Raw genomic sequence first — 15997 nt, 5'->3', positions numbered from 1 at the left:
TAGGAACGCACATATAAACGCATTCATTTATATTAAAGAGGGAGAAACACATGAAAATTCTTATTACATCGATTACCTATTCAGGAAAAATTGGTGTTTCAACCTATATTGAACAACTTGTTCAAGGATTGAAATCTCAGGGACATCTTGTTGATGTTTTTACCTATAATCCTTTCTTAAAGAACCAGAAAAAGCAAATAACTATACAAAGCCAGGTTGCCGTTTATCGTGCTGCTGCTGCTCGTTTACCTTTTGAAACGTACGACCTCATTCATTCACAAGGTATCATACCCACAGTAGCCATTTCACAAATAAGGCCCAAAAATGTCCCTTTAGTCAGTTCATTACACGGCGCATTAGCTTCTAATATGTTAATCAATGGTGGAATAACAAAAAGTACCTCAGTCTGGCGGCAAATGATGGACGTTGAGTCTAAAGCAGTATCTTCAAGTGATATTTGTATTATTTCATCAAACTGGTTAAAAAATGTTTTTCTAAGTCAATATAAAATCCAGCAGAATCAACCCTTTTCCATCGTTCGCTACGGGATTGATACAGCAGAGTTTACTCGAAAGATGGAATTGCCCTCCTCAATTACAAAGCCAATAAATAAATTTATACTCGCCTGTACAGCACGCTTAATTCCATTAAAAGGACAGCTATTTCTAATAGACTCGCTTGCAAAGTTAAAACACGAGCGGCAAGATTGGGTTTGCTGGCTCATTGGAGATGGCCCTCTTCGCAATCAGCTTACACAAAAAGTAAATAGACTGGGACTTGGAGGACACGTAAAGTTTCTTGGAAATCAAGAAAATGTCCCTTCCATATTAAAGGAGGTTGATTTGTTTGTTTTCCCGAGTTTGCAGGATAATATGCCCTATGCCTTAATGGAGGCACAACTTGCAGGAGTCACAGTTGCCGTCTCCGATGCTGGAGGGATACCGGAAATGGTCCAAAATGGAGTAACTGGACTGATTTCCCCCAAGAAAGACAGTCATGCTCTCTATTTAGACATAAAAAATCTTATGGAAAATAAACAACTGCGGGAAACCTTATCACAAAACGCGAAAATTTGGGCAATCGACAATTGGTCAATTGATAAATTAATTAATAATACGATAACTGTTTATCATCAAGTATTACAGATAGAAAATTAATTCAATAGACAATAGAAACCAAATGACAACAGGTGGAATTTTGTGAAAAAGTTATATAGTGTCATAGAGAACAAAAGGACAGAATTACAGTGGAATTGCATTACGTGAAAATTACTCCGGTTAACACATAAGGCAAAAACGCATCTCCAAAAGGGGCAGAAGAAAACTAAGCGCCCTCCTTTTCCCAGTGATGATGCCGATGATTCGGCTAATTCCCTATCACTACTTACCATCTTTACCAAGTAGTGAACGCGTAGCGTGCACATATGTGGAATCATTTAATATAAAAATTTTGTTAAGAATCGTGTTAAAAAATATTACTTGACACCCCAGCAACAGATCCAACCATTGATAAATCAATATTTATAGAGGGTGGTGATTGCTTGGAAGTTAGACATACGCTTGGTGTCATTTTATTGTATGTTTTGGAAAAAAGGCAATTTTGAAACACTTMGAATCAACGCCGACAATGCGATTCTGAAAACTTTATTCAAAATGATTATCCAAGTACATGTACGAAGTGACGGTCTAGCACCAAGCAAGAAAACATCGCGCGGGGTTATTCGGGAGGCATCACCGAATTTTAAGACTAAAGCGCAATTATATTTCACTATAAAGGTAGTAAAGAAAAGCGCGAATTATTAAAAAAGATTTTGCTGATTTTGAGCGTAAAGAATAAGGCCTTATGCTGGAATTTTGATAGGTTGGTTCGAGGGGAGGTAGATTAGTTTGTTTGTTTTTGTTATGTCTGACCCTTTTTCTTCGATGGGTACTCAGTGCTCTATATGTAAACAGAATTGTGGCTTTGAAGGCGTCTTGCTCCGGGGCGGATTTACAGGTCCTTTCACTTATTGGGTCTGTCTTGATTGCGATGATTGGCTGGTTCAAATTGCCCGCCATAATTATACTCAAGATGAAGGTCCCAAATAGGGAAAAGCGCGAGTGCTCCCTTGGCTCACGCTTCCCCTTAAGGAGGTTCGACTTAAACTTGTTCTGTATTTGTCAGGGTCCTCGTTTTGGAGTGAAAAATCATATACCTTATTACTCATCTACAAAGTAAACATTAATTATAATCATATCTTCATAGCTTATCAGCTAATGATATTGCAGTAGAAGGCTAAAGATTACTTGATGTACAAGAAGACGTGGTAATATAAAGAGCTCTAAACTTTAACACAACTAGGCGTCCGATGAGAGATAACGTTGATACCTAAGTCTTCCGGATACCAAAGGCAATTATTGTTGCTGTGTTGCGCGATACTTTCATGAGCGTATTTGATTTGGCGATATCAGTTGATTTAACCTCCCCTTTCTGACTTATTTAAAGATAAAAGCATCTCGTTATATCTTGAGAAAAAATTGCCCTCTGGAAAAATATTATTTAATGAGTCACCGTATTCCTGAACAAAATTTAATAGTGAATAAATCTCAATCTCTGTTAGCCTTTTACTCCACAGGTCATTCCGATTCCTGTCAATTTTCCTAATGATGTTTGTGGGGAGATTGATGGGAATACCTAAAAAGAACTGACAATCTGTTAAAACTTTTTCAGGCTCCATTATTAACTCTTCTTCTTTGATTAAGAAAATCCGATCTGATGAAATGGACTGGGAAAAATCTGAAATGGCTTTGTTGGTTTCATACCAATATTCCGCTAAATACGTAATATCCCCCCCTGGAAAACAACGTTTACGATCGAGTTGGGCCGGAATACCATTAAAAAAGCATTCCCAGCATCGGACTGTTTCCAAATCATTCTTTGCAGGCCAGTAATGAATTACCTTCCGGTTTAGTATCTTTTTAAGGCTAGCTGTTACACTTGGCATATCGCGGTATATCCAAATAAATCTTGCATCAGGAAAAAGGGCGTTGACAAACGGCAACTTGTTCCCTAAGTGGGGGTTTTTATTTAATAGGAAGGCATGATTTATATTTTTACGGCCTTTATTTTTTTTCATTTCGGTGATAAATGCACGTGACAATCGCTCTGCTTGAAACGGTTGAACGTCAGTTTCTGTTAAGCAAGGACATTCTCGATCTAAAGTTTTCGGTGAGGCCATCGGTACATTTCCAACCTTTGACCAAACCCCTCGCAATTCAAACGGGCAATGAATAATATTTGGGTGGCCACCCAGCAAATCAGCCAGCATTGTCGTTCCGCTACGCATGCTACCTACCAAGAAAATTGGTTTTTCAATTTTCCCAATCATTATATCCCCCCAAAAAAGATACTGTTTTTGGTAAAGTTCAAGTAAAGAGCGATTGTTGGCTGCAATCGCTTTTTACATACTCATTTACTTGTTTTTTCCGTACCTTTTATACATTTGTGTTGTTTGTTTCACCATGGCTTGTGGAGAAACTAATTTTACATTTTTACCAATTGTTGCTTGAACAACTCTTCCCTGGTACAAGCCATTAGGTGAAAATCGTTTATTAAACTCATGGCATAAACACATAAAATCACCTCACTTCATAATATATTATATTAATAAGACTTATTTTTGCTTGTACGGTTGCACAAGGGATTGTTTTTTTGCGAATAAAAGTAATACCATCCTTCATAAAGGATATATTTTTAGGTTTTTCAACTTGGAAGTATTTATTTTATTTAGGTGGAAGTCTACAGGGGTAATGAGTATGTATAAAATTAGGTTGGTGGGACTCACAGAATTTATATTTTTAGTTTTGGTTCTCATTATTAAAGGTAGTCCGTAGATTGCGGATGACCTCGATTACAAATTCAAGTTCACTCTTTGAAAGCTTCTTTCCGTCCAACACGAAATTATATTTCTTAAATAGTTCCTCATGAGAAGAAATATCCAATTCCCCCATAAATTTATTTTCGTCTGAAGTATAGTCATTGTAGTCATCGAAAAAATAATTCATATTTACATTATAAACGTTAGCAATTTTTTTTAATAATTCCAATGATGGCTGATAAATTCCTCTTTCTATTTTAGAAAGGTTACTATAATCATAATTTATCTTGTTGGATAAATCCTTTAAGGTATCGCGATTTTTCTTTCTAAKGACTTTAATTTTGCCTTTCATGCAGTCAGTCCCCACTTCCTTTTTTATTTAATTTTAGCTTGAACTACTCATAAATGGAATATTTTTCTTATGAATTGGTGGTTATTGCAAAAAAAAATAAAAAATTGGTTCATAACACCCAAAACGTGCATATACTTATATTGAAAAAATCATCCTTTTACAACAGGTCAAAGACCTGTTGTCTTTTTATATAATTACCAAAATTACGCTTTAGATTTTGATTAAAAAATATGTTGATGATGTATTGTAACTCATGTTTTTAGTTAGTAAAATATTCATAGGATAATAGTAATATGTTTTTTTATATTTTAAATAATATTAATAGTTTTGAATCATACTAATAAGTAAGGTAAGATCCTTCATAAAGAGAGGTGCAATACTTTGCATGAAATTAGCATTACACATCTTATAAGTATGCTCATACACGATTTTGAAAATGTACATGGCAAGATCCGTTTTGAAGTTAAAAAGATAAGTAATTCATTTATCTTTACAAATGTAAATCAGATGATGCTAGATACCCTAAAACTAAAACGGGAAGATATAATCGGAAAAACATATTCCGAACTTCCTATAACACAAGATTTGGCAGATAAGATTCCAGCCATATATGATAAAGCATGGAACGGTCAAGAAATGCTTCAATTTATATCTCCTAAAACTAATGAGAATGTATGTTTAGTTGTTGCTATAAGACCAATCTTAAAAAATGGGAAAACGGATAGATTAATTGGATGTTGTGTACCGATTGATGTTAAACAACTTGGGGGTTACTATTTACCTCATTTTGACCAATAACTTATTATAGATAAAAACACTTAAGTTCCAAAAAATAAAATCTTTATTAATTCCATTAACACTATTTTCTATATATAAGTTAAAATTTAATAAAAATTCATAATTGGTAAAATAAGAAATATAATAAATAGTAGTTGGTACATTAATCAAAAAAGTATTTCATAGGCAATGGTCCTGGTATTTTAAGATTTTGTTTCTATTTCTTTTTCATAAAAATGTTTATTAGCTTTATATAATGCATCATGAGTACCTGCATCTAACCACCAGCATTTTAAGATCCCAAAACTTAGACCATTTCTATTTATATAAAGATTATTCAAATCAGTAATCTCTTTTTCTCCTCGGTATGAAGAATGTAATGAATCAATTAATTCAAATACTAATTTGTCATAAAAATAAATTCCTGTGACACAAAACCTTGAAATAGGATTTTTAGGCTTTTCAATGATAGAAATTATAGAATTTTTACTTTCATCTAATAAAGCAACTCCATATCTTTCTGGATCCATTACTTCTTTTAATAATACTTTTGCCTGATGATTTCCTTTTTGAAAATCAACAATAAAGGGTAGTAACTCGTCATCAAATAGATTGTCACCTAACAAGACGATAAACTTATCATCAACGAACTCTTCTGCACCTTTTAAAGCATCTGCAATCCCTCCACCGTTTTCATTTTGAATGTTATAGGACAAATTAACACCTAATTCTTCACCATTGCCCAATATATTTATGAATGAACTTAAATGTTGTTGGTTCGTAATAATTAAGATATCTTTAATTCCAGCATGTTTTAACCGACTTATTGGCCAGTAGATCATTGGATTAGGGCCAACTGGGAGCAAGTGTTTATTAAGAATTTTAGTAAAAGGTTCTAAGCGAGTCCCTTTACCTCCAGCTAGTATTACTCCTTTCATTGTTACATCCCTTTCCATTTAGTTTCACTTTTTATCAAGATATGAAAAGAAAAGGTTTGCTATAACTTTCTTCTTAAAATAATACAGAATAGTCTTTTTACTGTGTCTCTAAGGCTACATTAGGAAAAATTTTTTCCCAATTAACAAACATAGATCTAAATCTAAATCAACCATTTGTAATTTCGTTTATTTATTCAAGCTTTTTATTTAAGGGATACTTGCTTTTAAAAGTGAAATTGGTGTTCCCATTGATTATTGGCTCCCACCACCATTTATTATTAAGATACCAATGAATTGTCTGAGTAATCCCTGTTTTAAAAGTATATGCCGGTTTCCAACCCAACTTTTCTATCATAGCAGGGTCAATAGCGTAGCGTTTATCATGCCCTAAGCGGTCTGCTATAAATTCAATTAACTCTTCAGATTTTCCCAACATTTGAATAATAGTTTTTACCACTTCTAGATTCGTTTGCTCATTATGTCCGCCAATATTATAAACACCACCATTAACGCCTTGATGAAGGACAAGATCAATTGCAGTACAGTGATCACGTACATGAAGCCAATCTCGGATATTTTTCCCGTCTCCATATACTGGTACCTTTTCATTATTTAGTACACGTGAAATCGTTAAGGGTATTAATTTTTCAGGAAATTGGAACGGGCCATAATTATTAGAACAACGTATTATATTAATTGAAAGTCCAAATGTTTTATAATAAGCACGTACTAATAAATCAGAAGATGCCTTACTTGCACTATAAGGATTATTTGGTTGGAGTGGAGTTTCTTCAGTAAAAAATGTCGTTGAATCAACATTTAATTCACCATATACCTCATCGGTTGAAACATGGATGAATTTTTTAACCCCCAACTGTTTTGCAGCATCTAGTAAAACTAAAGTGCCCAACACGTTCGTACTAACGAATTTTTCAGGACTTGAGATGGATCGATCAACATGACTTTCTGCCGCAAAATGGATAACATATTCAAATTTTTCTTTTTTAAAAAAAGAGAAAATCGCCTCTCGTTCTATAATATCTGCTTGTATAAAATGATAATTTTCTTTCTTTTCAATAAGATAGTGCTTTCTTAAATCACCTGCATACGATAATGAATCTAAATTATAAATATCGTAGAAAGGATATTTATTAACCAAGTACTGTACGAAATTTCCACCAATGAATCCTGCCCCACCCGTTACAAGAACTTTTTTCTTTGCCATTATTTCCCCTCCAATTTTAAATTGGTTAAAAAATGTTCTAATGCTTCCTGCCAGGAAGGTAATGGATTGAAACCATTATCAATTAATTTTTGTTTAGACATACGGGAGTTTTTTGGTCTAACGGCTCTTGTGGGATATTCTTCTGACGTAATGGTATTTACTTTTATCCTTTTGTTTGTTATATGAAAAATTTCGTTGGCAAATTCTGCCCAACTGCAAAACCCTTCATTCGTTGCATGATAAATTCCATATCTTTCTGTTTGGATCATATCTAATAATAAGCGTGATAACTCAAATGTATAGGTAGGAGAACCAATCTGATCCCCCACAATATTTAGCTCACTACACTTTTCCGTTAACTCGAGTATTTTCTTAACAAAATTGGTACCATTCATTCCAAATACCCACGATATTCGTACAATGAACCATTCGTTTAAAAGGGACTGTACCACTTTTTCACCTTCATATTTAGTAATTCCATAAAATCCAACAGGATTAGGTACATCTGATTCGATAAATGGCACTTTTCCCAATCCTTCAAAAACATAATCGGTACTAATAAACATAAACTTCGCAGCTATTTCTTTAGCCGCATTAGCTAAATGAGTTGTACCTTCAACATTTACTTTCCAACATTTCTCCTTATCATCTTCTGCTTTATCTACTGCAGTGTAGGCCGCACAATGAATAATCGCATCTGGATTCTTTTCATGTATAAACTCCTTAACAGATGGACCATCCGTAATGTTTAATTCTTTTGATCCAATGCCAACCATGTCAATTCCACGGTTTACTCCCTCTCGAACAACATCATAACCCAGTTGTCCTGAATAACCTGTTACTAGAATTCTCATCGTTTATTCTCCATAGATAAAATTATTTTTAGCATCTGATAGGAATGATGTATGTTTATCTTTTACTGATAATATAGGAGGAGTAATATTATTAGGCCACACGATTCTAATTTGAGGGTCATTCCAAAGAATTCCACAATCACACTCAGGAGAATAAAACTCATCCGCCTTATATTGAACGTCTACATTATCTGTTAATGTCATGAATCCATGTGCAAATCCTTTTGGGATAAGTAATTGTCTTTTATTCTTTGCACTAAGTTCAATACCGACCCATTTTCCATATGAGGGACTACCTTTTCGAATATCTACCGCCACATCAAAAATTGCTCCATTCGTGCATCGAACGAGCTTAGTTTGTGCTTTAGGTTTTAATTGATAATGCATTCCTCTTATTGTCCCTTTAGCGATAGAGAACGATTGGTTATCTTGAACAAAGCTTATTTCTAAGCCAGCCTCTTGAAACAAGGCATGGCTGTAGGTTTCCATAAACCATCCGCGATAATCACCATATACCTTGGGTTCAATTATTTTTACCCCTGGTAAAGAAGTCTCTATAATATTCAATTCATACCACCTCTTCATTTAACAGTATGACGACATTTACCATTTAGACCTTACCTTATGCTATAACAATTTTAAAAAGGAAACCTTATACATATACTGGAACCCTCTATTTTGTCCTCTCATATTGTAGGTTAGAACCATTATTAGATAAGTCAACAATACAAAAAAATTATTCATTTAATAGCACATTTATTAATTTTATTTGTCTATTCAAGAAATTGTTCAAAAGGAGAGTTTTTTTTGAAAAGACTAATAATTCTAACTTTGATTGGATTGGTAGCACAGTTAGTAGATGGTTCCTTAGGTATGGCCTATGGAGTTACCTCAACCTCATTATTACTTATGTTTGGTATTACACCTGCTATAGCCTCTGCTTCGGTTCACATGGCAGAAGTAGTTACAACTGCTGCATCGGGAGTTTCGCATATTCGATTTGGAAACGTGGATAAACATGTTGTCTATAGATTAATAATACCTGGTTCTATTGGGGCTTTTATTGGTGCCTGTTTTTTAGGCAGTATTCCTGGTGACATCGTTAAACCCTATGTTTCCTTTTTTCTGTTAATGTTAGGTGTCTATGTCATTTATCGTTTCCTGTTTAATTTTAATCCTTCCAAACAACTATCAGAAAAGAAACTGGGAAATAAGCACTTTGTACCTCTCGGCTTTATTGCTGGTTTCTTTGATTCTGCAGGAGGCGGGGGATGGGGTCCAATCGCAACACCTGTATTATTAACAAGCACCACGATGGAACCAAGAAAAGTAATTGGATCAGTAGATACAAGTGAATTTGCAATTGCTGTATCTTCTACACTAGGTTTTCTTTTAACCTTAGGGTGGACACATATTCATATCCAATGGGTAGTTGCATTAATGATTGGTGGTATTATAGCTGCGCCAATTGCTGCTTGGTTAGTCAAGATAATACCGACTAACCTTTTAGGAACTCTAGTCGGTGGAATTATTATCTTAACTAATATCAGAACTATATTAGGAGTTTTAGATGTCTCTCATACAATAAGTCTATTTACTTATGTAGTGCTTTCCATTTTTTGGGTAGTTGCTGTAATTAATGTAATTATGAAAATAAGAAAGAATATCTGTAAAAACCAGGATAAAAAGTAAGACCATAGAGAGTAGTTAGTAACTTTTTATGGCTTTTTTTCAGTTATATTTTAAACTTCAGCATGACAGATAGGTAAGGGTTTGACGTTGTCAGCCCCTTTGCCCCTACTAGTAACGTATTTTCGACTTTCATCTCATCCTGTTAACAGCCATATCCAATGACGGTTTAATCCACTGCTTCCACTAGTGAGTGTTCGGGTAATAGGAATCGATAGTGTAGTGACAAGAAATTGCAACAATTCTTCTCCTAATAAACCAGATTCGGACAAATACCATATCATACCAAGTTTTACCGATTTGGTATTTTTCCTCTGATATCAAATGCGTATACCTTTATTCCCTTTTCACCTAAACTCCGAACGATACCAATCCCCGTTGCACTCAAATCAAACACAACGGCAGGTATATCATGTCCCATTTCCCTCCCTCCTGTCATAGTAAAGATTGATAATTTCCTTCAATCTTTTGGGTCGTCTTATGGAGAGACTTATTTTGAATGGAATAAAGGCGGTTTTGATTCATGCTTTCATTTTCCACAACCGTCGCAATCATATGAAGCTAGCAGGAGCGAAGATGCCCGTCTTTACAGAAACGGCGATAGAAGCAATCGCAACACGGTCTCAAGGCTGCCACGGGTCATTAATACCTTAACTATTAACAGTTTATTATTTGGATCTCAACTACAGAAAGAACAGATCGATGAGGAGTTCATCAGATTAGCTATAGAGGATAACGGCTTATCATGAGGCGAGGGATATTAGTATTTGACCATCATTTGCAAGAATGGAGAGTATGGTTAGGCCAGCAGCCCCACTGGATAGACCAGGGTTATGCATTTGAGATACGGATCCATAACAGGTATCTACATGCATAATTTGGAGAAGGTTTTTGATTGGTTCGTAACCTTGGACCATGAAGTAAGATTTGTACTCCACACTTACGAGGTGTACAAATTCGAATAAAAATACAGGATTATATGCCAGTTGTTCCCCTTTTAGGGGTTTTCATTTCTTGGAATTAAGCCGGAATAATTTGAACAAGTTTTTGCACATCCGAAATAAAGTGAAAAAAATAGCATATTATTTCAGATTTCCTCCTGGATTAAAGTGAAAAAGAGAGTCTGAAATAATGTGCTCGTTTACAATTAGTTGTTTTTACATAATTTGTTCATCGGAACCTATTCAAAGCCCCTTTTATTCGTAACCCTTATCTTTGCTTAAAAGTACAAGCATTATTAGATATTCAAAATATAATTTATTGTAAGTAAAATTACAATTACAAGAGGTGAGGTGATTTTATTGGGTCTTCAAAAATGTTAATCATGCGGTTCAGTAGTGGTTGGAAGTCCCTTTTCTTTCGGGAGGAGGGGAACTTACTTGCGGTGCTTCCTTACTAATTTATGAAGCAGATGGACGTTGTGTAACAATTACTGGACAAGGTCAAGTTAATGTTCCAGCACCAGGAGCAATCCCTTGTAATGCAGTCTTAGAATTTGAAACCTGTGACGGGCAAATTATAAGAAAAGTATTACCTAATCCAATTCCACCGCAAACTGCAACTCAAACGCCAGGTTTTACTGTTGCTTGTGTAAGACGACTCACACTTCGGTGTGAACAAGTCCCAGGAGGAGTAGGTTGTAGTGCTAGATTCCAATATAACGTGAGTTATTGCGAAGAAGTGTGTTAGTAATACAAGTAAAAGCAAGCTCATCAAGAACAGGACTATCGGTCGTAACAGTTTCCTTTTCGGCTCATACTGCCTACCATTTCGTACTTTTTTAATAGTTTCTGATATTCATTCAAGGCATATTGAACACCTCGATCGGAGTGGTGAATATGACCTTTCCCTGGTTTTTGGCGCTTATAAGCCATTTTTAATGCGGAGATTACTAATTCCTTTGTCATGGTTTTACCCATCGCCCAACCTACTATTTTACGAGAAAATAAGTCCATTACGCTCGCCAAATACAACCAAGCCCACATTGGTCGGAATATAGGTGATATCCGTTACCCACAGCTGGTTTGGCTTACTAGCCTTAAATCGTTGGTCTAGAACGTTTTAGTTAAGGGGTATTACTCTTCTATGTTTTCTACCATTTTTTTATGCGGTATAAAACGCATCTTTCTTCCGGGCAACATTCTCGACTTGGACATTCAAAACAATAGATCGTATCTCCGTTAAAATTTCATTTTTCATAAATTCACCTTCCTTTCATTTTGTTATAAAGAAATTGCGAAGGAGTGAAATTGTGATAAAATATATTTTTGTTATGGATGGCGAAAAAATAGCAATGACAATGAATGGGTCAGGAAAACCATTTAGAGAAATGCTTGAAAAGTTTAAATCTATGGGTTTGGGCATTAAGGAAGTGACCCCGTTTGAATATCAACTCGAAGAAAAGAGACAGGAAGAAATGATGTGGGAAAAGATGGAGAGTTAGGACTCTAGTTCGTCTTTCGAACCAAAATTCTATTAAGAAAGTAATAGTGACATAAAGGGTTGTGGCTAAATGAAAGAAATGGATCTTTCTGAATTAGAGGAAAGAATAAGGCGAAACAATGAAAAATACACAGATGTTATTGATAAATATAGTAAATCATTAGATGAAAGAGGTCTTAATAAAGGTAGACAAAGACCGAAAGACCCTGATGAACATAAGATTCTTGATTCATTTAAACGAAAATAGTTTACTAATCTATTCGTAAGCATAAAAGGACCGCTCCCTCAAAATTAAAGAAGCGGTTTATTTTTATTCTTCTTAATCGTTATAATCAACTTCCGAGGTAACTCCCCTATCCCAGGTTCGTACAATATTGAGACTAGTAAACTCCTCATGCAGTTCTAAGGCTTTGTTGTCGATGCTTTCGGAAATGGTTTCAAAGGCCTTTAAAAGACGGAAGAACTCATTCTTGTCTTCCTCTGAAGCACTATCGGCTTGTTCGTAAAGGGTGGTCATTTTCTCAAAATAGGAAACCAGAGTTTTCATGCGTTTATTAAGTTCCAAGACATCTTTGCTCTTAAACTTGATGGTGTACTCTTCGGTCCGTTCTCCTAAATCGATATACTCTTTTAATATAGCACTTTCTTGTTCAAGGTTTTGGAGCATTTCTTCTATCTCTGACCGCTCAACTTTGTCTTCCTTTTCACCAATATCTATTGTGTCGAAGGCTTCCTGCAATGGAAAGATACCCAAATTTAAGGTACTATGATGGTTATATGCTCCCGCAGCCTCCTTCTTAAGTCATTTACATAAAAAGAGCGATCTTTACTTCATTATAGAAACTCGTGTCTTCTGGTTGTGCCTTAGGCACCGTGGCCTTCTTTTTCATCTCATTAGCAACAATTCGGGATGTGTCTTTTGCCAACCGTTTTGAGGCTCCCCAAAACAACTTATCGAAAAAACCCATTATAATTCCTCCTATTTGTCAGTACACTTATTTTATCATGAAGCGGCATAAAAGGGATTTTTAGTTAATTTCGGGGAATGGATGCTAACACCTTCCCGCCTGTAATAAGAACATACAAATCGCAAAAGTTCGGGCCGAGCCTTTGTTGCTCCACTACCCTTTTCACGGTAAATCATAAAGCAATTAGCATTCATTAGTTGGTCGAGCTGCCTGTCGAGATTCTGGTCCGCACTTGACACCCTTGCATAGCCTTTGTTCATCCTTATTCCTCCTCTATTCCTTAAGTGAAGGTGTATGAATGAATATTTGGGACATGTATATGGGACTTTACAATCCCTTTAAATTCAACGCAAACAAACCCTCCCGTTAGGGTCTATCTTATTGGGAAGTTTAATGATTGTAATTTTCCTCCGTTTTTATTTGGAATAACTKTATAATATTAACTAGTGGAATACATTTCTATTAATAAGTTAACAAGATGTTTGTACTTATTCTTTTGGTAAAGGAGAGGAGTATTATTACTGCTTCAAAAGTAAGAATAATTGGGATTATCTTCCTAACATTAGGAACTTCCTATTATCTCTATTTTGGAAATGTATTGGAAGAAGTAGTCCGTTTAAGATACCCAGAGGTGTTTAATGTGGATATAGGAGAGCCTGTAGAGTGGTTACCTGATGTAGATGATAGTTACAATCCTGTCTTTTCGGATGAAGATCAGGAGAAAATAGACAAAAAAGCTGAGGTTATGAATGAGGAAACCGGAAAGATAAATGCCCTATTTTTTTTCTTATTCGCCAGTTCCTTTTATTTCATTTTTGGCAGAGAAGGCATCTCCAATTTTATAAATGAAACGATATTAAAAAATAAGACAAGAAAAGAGAACATTAATCATGAATGATATAGTGCGATTGGGATTATCGTTATATCTTTTGTTAGGTGCTTTTGGAGTTGTAGAGGATTTTAACTTACTGAGGTGGATAGTGTCTATTGGTGTTGGATACTGACTCTTTCATTTATGGGTGAAAGAGCGCGTAAATACAGGCATAAAAGCTACATACTTTTGTCTTTTTATTATTGTTTTAATATTATTTAACCCTATACTTCCGATATATTTGTATGACAGGTCTATATGGCTGTTAATAGATATAATTGCTTCAGTCGCTTTGTTTGTAAAACCTATGCTTATTAATAATATCGATAAAGAAAAGAACTCAATCCCTTTTTAAACGCTCAGGAGCTCCCCTCTAAACCCAATGTGTAATAGGTTGCTCCTTTCATTTGCCCCTATCCTCTGTCCCACCTTACTTCTTCATCCATCTTTTCCAAAAAGGCTTTTTGGATTCCACTTTATCTTCTGCCACTGCAGCAGCAATTAATTTTTGAGTTTCCTGGAGTTGTTGGGGCGCTGCATTCGTTTCATTGTTATGAGCCACCAACCGTTTTATAACCTCATTCTTTTTTCTATGACTTCACTTTGCTTATGGGCTTTAAGCTCCTGGTTGTCCAATCTTTCGTTTAATTTGGACCCTAGTTCATATATGGATAAAATCTTGATGGGTCTGCTTCCTTCACATCATCTAAAGGTACGACATACATTTTAGTCGGTGATAAACCCTCTGTTTTTGTGATTAAGCTTTTAAATTTTGTGCTTTTCATGAATGATTCCATTCTACTCTCTCCTTTTAATATGTTTTTTTGAAATGCAAAAAAGCTCACTTCATCTACATGTCCGTCTGCTGCAAAACATTTACATTTGCTAAGAAAAAGACCTCATAATAATGGGTTCCTTTACCTATCGTAAACTAGTACCATTTGTGCACAAAAAATCAGGGTTACAATTGCTAGTGTAACCTGTACATTATATAACAGTTTTGATTACAAATTGGAATTGAAAAGTCACAAATGTTCCGTAAGGTTCACTATAAATTTACTTCTAAGTATTTTAAAAAAATAAAACCCAAGGACTAAGCACTCCAAAACTAATGATAATAATTTTATCAAGCCTGTTATCCAAACTTGAATATTTCAATTCTTCAAACTACTATCAACACAATCAATAGTAACTAATAAACTTTCCATTAATGCCCCAGTATGGACTTCAATTATGTACTCATAATCGTAAAACCTACCAAAAACAGCTTCTTCCCCTTCCAAATCAAGTAAATAACTCATAGCCACTTTTTCCTTGACCATTGAAATTATTGGTAGAATGTCTGGATATTCTTTTTCAAAAAATATGGCAGAATTTTCCCTTAATTTAAACCTAACTAACAAAAGAAACACCTCACTAAGGTTTTATGTGTTCAGAGGTTTTTGGGTCATAGTTTCAACATCCTTTTCTCAAAGCAAACTTCACTGTTCTTATATTAAAATATCCAATAAATACATTTATATGTAGAGGTACTCTTCAACAAAACTGACCGTTAGTGGAACAAGAAAAAAAGAGCTGCCGCAGCAACTCATTACGATCTTCAACTCAAGCTACCTGTTAGTGAAACAACTACAGTAAGCCCGAATTATAAAAATAAGCGTACCTTTCCGGTACGCATCACAAATAGCCGTACATCCTAACTTTTTCAATCGGATTTACGGCCTTTTTCAGTTATTTGCTACATTCTGCCTGAATCATTTTTGACCAGGGCATATATTGATCTAAAATTTTAGGGTTTTGTTGAATACCAAGATTCGGTAGATCCGTAAAAAGTTTCTTTATATATTCATAGAAATCAATGCCGTTACTTTTGGTAGTTTCAGCGATACTTAAACAGATAGCATTGGCTTTTGCACCAGCTTCACTTACACTAAATATAGCCAATTTTTTCTTCCTATAACATTGGGGCGGATGGCATTCTCGGCTGGATTATTATCCATTTCAATTCGCCCATCATTTAGAAAT

The 15997-nt window shown here is 35.0% G+C and carries 23 protein-coding genes and 3 pseudogenes; 10 read left to right on the top strand and 16 right to left on the bottom strand.

Going from position 1 to position 15997, the window contains the following annotated elements; genetic code table 11:
• Positions 1-50 precede the first annotated feature (50 nt).
• Complete coding sequence (locus BTR25_RS23120) at positions 51-1157, top strand: glycosyltransferase family 4 protein (RefSeq protein ID WP_083652521.1); 1107 nt, start codon at positions 51-53, stop codon at positions 1155-1157.
• Between the two features lie 88 nt (positions 1158-1245).
• A pseudogene (locus tag BTR25_RS28295) lies at positions 1246-1365 on the top strand (transposase); the annotation flags it as partial.
• A 1090-nt stretch (positions 1366-2455) separates the two neighbouring features.
• Here the strand turns inward: BTR25_RS28295 and BTR25_RS23105 are convergent.
• The 3 genes from BTR25_RS23105 to BTR25_RS23100 all read right to left on the bottom strand — a co-directional run bounded on the left by BTR25_RS23105 (position 2456) and on the right by BTR25_RS23100 (position 4208).
• Positions 2456-3367 carry a sulfotransferase family protein gene (locus BTR25_RS23105; protein ID WP_075690348.1) on the bottom strand — a complete coding sequence of 304 codons (912 nt, stop codon included), beginning with the start codon at positions 3365-3367 and terminating at the stop codon, positions 2456-2458.
• An 84-nt stretch (positions 3368-3451) separates the two neighbouring features.
• Positions 3452-3613: a hypothetical protein gene (locus tag BTR25_RS27860; protein ID WP_175596869.1), complete on the bottom strand. Its 162-nt coding sequence runs from the start codon at positions 3611-3613 to the stop codon at positions 3452-3454.
• 223 nt (positions 3614-3836) lie between these two features.
• Complete coding sequence (locus BTR25_RS23100) at positions 3837-4208, bottom strand: helix-turn-helix domain-containing protein (protein WP_075690347.1); 372 nt, start codon at positions 4206-4208, stop codon at positions 3837-3839.
• 381 nt (positions 4209-4589) lie between these two features.
• Here BTR25_RS23100 and BTR25_RS23095 point away from each other — a divergent pair, with 381 nt between their 5' ends.
• Entirely contained in the window at positions 4590-5006 is a 417-nt protein-coding gene (locus BTR25_RS23095) for a hypothetical protein (protein ID WP_075690346.1), read from the top strand.
• A gap of 182 nt (positions 5007-5188) precedes the next feature.
• Here BTR25_RS23095 and BTR25_RS23090 read toward each other — a convergent pair whose 3' ends face one another.
• The 4 genes from BTR25_RS23090 to rfbC form a co-directional block, all read right to left on the bottom strand.
• On the bottom strand, positions 5189-5923 hold the full coding sequence (locus tag BTR25_RS23090; protein WP_075690379.1) for a sugar phosphate nucleotidyltransferase: 735 nt from the start codon (positions 5921-5923) through the stop codon (positions 5189-5191).
• A gap of 190 nt (positions 5924-6113) precedes the next feature.
• Positions 6114-7148 (bottom strand): dTDP-glucose 4,6-dehydratase, encoded by a 1035-nt coding sequence (gene rfbB, locus BTR25_RS23085; RefSeq protein WP_075690345.1) that lies wholly within the window; start codon positions 7146-7148, stop codon positions 6114-6116.
• Positions 7148-8002: a dTDP-4-dehydrorhamnose reductase gene (gene rfbD, locus BTR25_RS23080; protein ID WP_075690344.1), complete on the bottom strand. Its 855-nt coding sequence runs from the start codon at positions 8000-8002 to the stop codon at positions 7148-7150. The genes rfbB and rfbD overlap by 1 nt, the downstream gene beginning before the upstream one ends.
• A 3-nt stretch (positions 8003-8005) precedes the next feature.
• Positions 8006-8569 (bottom strand): dTDP-4-dehydrorhamnose 3,5-epimerase, encoded by a 564-nt coding sequence (gene rfbC, locus BTR25_RS23075; RefSeq protein WP_075690343.1) that lies wholly within the window; start codon positions 8567-8569, stop codon positions 8006-8008.
• A gap of 240 nt (positions 8570-8809) precedes the next feature.
• On the opposite strand from rfbC, the gene BTR25_RS23070 reads away from it, so the two are divergent.
• Positions 8810-9694 (top strand): sulfite exporter TauE/SafE family protein, encoded by an 885-nt coding sequence (locus BTR25_RS23070; RefSeq protein ID WP_075690342.1) that lies wholly within the window; start codon positions 8810-8812, stop codon positions 9692-9694.
• A 289-nt stretch (positions 9695-9983) separates the two neighbouring features.
• Here BTR25_RS23070 and BTR25_RS28560 read toward each other — a convergent pair whose 3' ends face one another.
• Positions 9984-10112: a hypothetical protein gene (locus BTR25_RS28560; protein WP_303046866.1), complete on the bottom strand. Its 129-nt coding sequence runs from the start codon at positions 10110-10112 to the stop codon at positions 9984-9986.
• A gap of 74 nt (positions 10113-10186) precedes the next feature.
• Here BTR25_RS28560 and BTR25_RS28290 point away from each other — a divergent pair, with 74 nt between their 5' ends.
• Positions 10187-10345 (top strand): hypothetical protein, encoded by a 159-nt coding sequence (locus tag BTR25_RS28290; protein ID WP_254842782.1) that lies wholly within the window; start codon positions 10187-10189, stop codon positions 10343-10345.
• A 687-nt stretch (positions 10346-11032) separates the two neighbouring features.
• A complete protein-coding gene (locus tag BTR25_RS23065) occupies positions 11033-11380 on the top strand; it encodes a hypothetical protein (protein ID WP_075690341.1) in 348 nt (115 codons plus the stop codon).
• A gap of 41 nt (positions 11381-11421) precedes the next feature.
• Here the strand turns inward: BTR25_RS23065 and BTR25_RS23060 are convergent.
• Positions 11422-11752: pseudogene (locus BTR25_RS23060) on the bottom strand (IS3 family transposase); the annotation flags it as partial.
• Between the two features lie 190 nt (positions 11753-11942).
• Between BTR25_RS23060 and BTR25_RS23055 the strand changes: the two are divergent.
• Both BTR25_RS23055 and BTR25_RS27855 read left to right on the top strand, forming a co-directional pair.
• Positions 11943-12134 (top strand): hypothetical protein, encoded by a 192-nt coding sequence (locus BTR25_RS23055; RefSeq protein WP_075690340.1) that lies wholly within the window; start codon positions 11943-11945, stop codon positions 12132-12134.
• Positions 12135-12203: 69 nt separating this feature from the next.
• The gene (locus BTR25_RS27855) at positions 12204-12380 is read left to right on the top strand and encodes a hypothetical protein (RefSeq protein ID WP_175596867.1); all 177 of its coding nucleotides are present in this window, start codon (positions 12204-12206) and stop codon (positions 12378-12380) included.
• A 72-nt stretch (positions 12381-12452) separates the two neighbouring features.
• On the opposite strand, the gene BTR25_RS23050 is transcribed toward BTR25_RS27855, so the two are convergent.
• The 3 genes from BTR25_RS23050 to BTR25_RS23045 all read right to left on the bottom strand — a co-directional run bounded on the left by BTR25_RS23050 (position 12453) and on the right by BTR25_RS23045 (position 13361).
• Complete coding sequence (locus BTR25_RS23050) at positions 12453-12872, bottom strand: hypothetical protein (protein WP_139311316.1); 420 nt, start codon at positions 12870-12872, stop codon at positions 12453-12455.
• Positions 12873-12939: 67 nt separating this feature from the next.
• Positions 12940-13101, bottom strand: a complete 162-nt coding sequence (locus BTR25_RS27850) for a hypothetical protein (RefSeq protein WP_175596866.1) — start codon at positions 13099-13101, stop codon at positions 12940-12942.
• 35 nt (positions 13102-13136) lie between these two features.
• Positions 13137-13361, bottom strand: a complete 225-nt coding sequence (locus tag BTR25_RS23045) for a recombinase family protein (RefSeq protein WP_075690338.1) — start codon at positions 13359-13361, stop codon at positions 13137-13139.
• A gap of 218 nt (positions 13362-13579) precedes the next feature.
• Here BTR25_RS23045 and BTR25_RS23040 point away from each other — a divergent pair, with 218 nt between their 5' ends.
• Entirely contained in the window at positions 13580-13999 is a 420-nt protein-coding gene (locus BTR25_RS23040) for a hypothetical protein (RefSeq protein ID WP_075690337.1), read from the top strand.
• 121 nt (positions 14000-14120) lie between these two features.
• Positions 14121-14327, top strand: coding sequence for a DUF6804 family protein (locus BTR25_RS28680; protein WP_368483009.1), 207 nt, complete (start codon positions 14121-14123; stop codon positions 14325-14327).
• 75 nt (positions 14328-14402) lie between these two features.
• On the opposite strand, the gene BTR25_RS28555 is transcribed toward BTR25_RS28680, so the two are convergent.
• The 4 genes and pseudogenes from BTR25_RS28555 to BTR25_RS23030 all read right to left on the bottom strand — a co-directional run.
• Positions 14403-14537 carry a hypothetical protein gene (locus BTR25_RS28555; RefSeq protein WP_303046865.1) on the bottom strand — a complete coding sequence of 45 codons (135 nt, stop codon included), beginning with the start codon at positions 14535-14537 and terminating at the stop codon, positions 14403-14405.
• A 91-nt stretch (positions 14538-14628) separates the two neighbouring features.
• Positions 14629-14769 (bottom strand): hypothetical protein, encoded by a 141-nt coding sequence (locus tag BTR25_RS27845; RefSeq protein ID WP_175596865.1) that lies wholly within the window; start codon positions 14767-14769, stop codon positions 14629-14631.
• A 357-nt stretch (positions 14770-15126) separates the two neighbouring features.
• Positions 15127-15375, bottom strand: a complete 249-nt coding sequence (locus BTR25_RS23035; protein WP_075690336.1) for a hypothetical protein — start codon at positions 15373-15375, stop codon at positions 15127-15129.
• 328 nt (positions 15376-15703) lie between these two features.
• Positions 15704-15997 (bottom strand): annotated as a pseudogene (locus BTR25_RS23030) (IS66 family transposase); the annotation flags it as partial.

The sequence above is a fragment of the Bacillus sp. MRMR6 genome (assembly GCF_001940785.1).
Classification (GTDB): domain Bacteria; phylum Bacillota; class Bacilli; order Bacillales; family Cytobacillaceae; genus Neobacillus.
Note: the sequence above shows the minus strand (reverse complement) of the source record. Positions and strands in the feature narration are given on the sequence as shown.

Excerpts from the sequence above, each read along its gene's own strand:
- BTR25_RS23045 (WP_075690338.1), bottom strand. The coding sequence starts at position 13,361 with ATGAACAAAGGCTATGCAAGGGTGTCAAGTGCGGACCAGAATCTCGAC.
- BTR25_RS23105 (WP_075690348.1), bottom strand. The coding sequence starts at position 3,367 with ATGATTGGGAAAATTGAAAAACCAATTTTCTTGGTAGGTAGCATGCGT.
- BTR25_RS27850 (WP_175596866.1), bottom strand. The coding sequence starts at position 13,101 with ATGGGTTTTTTCGATAAGTTGTTTTGGGGAGCCTCAAAACGGTTGGCA.
- BTR25_RS23040 (WP_075690337.1), top strand. The coding sequence starts at position 13,580 with ATGTTTGTACTTATTCTTTTGGTAAAGGAGAGGAGTATTATTACTGCT.
- BTR25_RS27860 (WP_175596869.1), bottom strand. The coding sequence starts at position 3,613 with ATGTGTTTATGCCATGAGTTTAATAAACGATTTTCACCTAATGGCTTG.
- BTR25_RS23090 (WP_075690379.1), bottom strand. The coding sequence starts at position 5,923 with ATGAAAGGAGTAATACTAGCTGGAGGTAAAGGGACTCGCTTAGAACCT.
- rfbD (WP_075690344.1), bottom strand. The coding sequence starts at position 8,002 with ATGAGAATTCTAGTAACAGGTTATTCAGGACAACTGGGTTATGATGTT.
- BTR25_RS27845 (WP_175596865.1), bottom strand. The coding sequence starts at position 14,769 with ATGGAATCATTCATGAAAAGCACAAAATTTAAAAGCTTAATCACAAAA.
- BTR25_RS27855 (WP_175596867.1), top strand. The coding sequence starts at position 12,204 with ATGAAAGAAATGGATCTTTCTGAATTAGAGGAAAGAATAAGGCGAAAC.
- rfbB (WP_075690345.1), bottom strand. The coding sequence starts at position 7,148 with ATGGCAAAGAAAAAAGTTCTTGTAACGGGTGGGGCAGGATTCATTGGT.
- BTR25_RS28560 (WP_303046866.1), bottom strand. The coding sequence starts at position 10,112 with ATGGGACATGATATACCTGCCGTTGTGTTTGATTTGAGTGCAACGGGG.
- BTR25_RS23120 (WP_083652521.1), top strand. The coding sequence starts at position 51 with ATGAAAATTCTTATTACATCGATTACCTATTCAGGAAAAATTGGTGTT.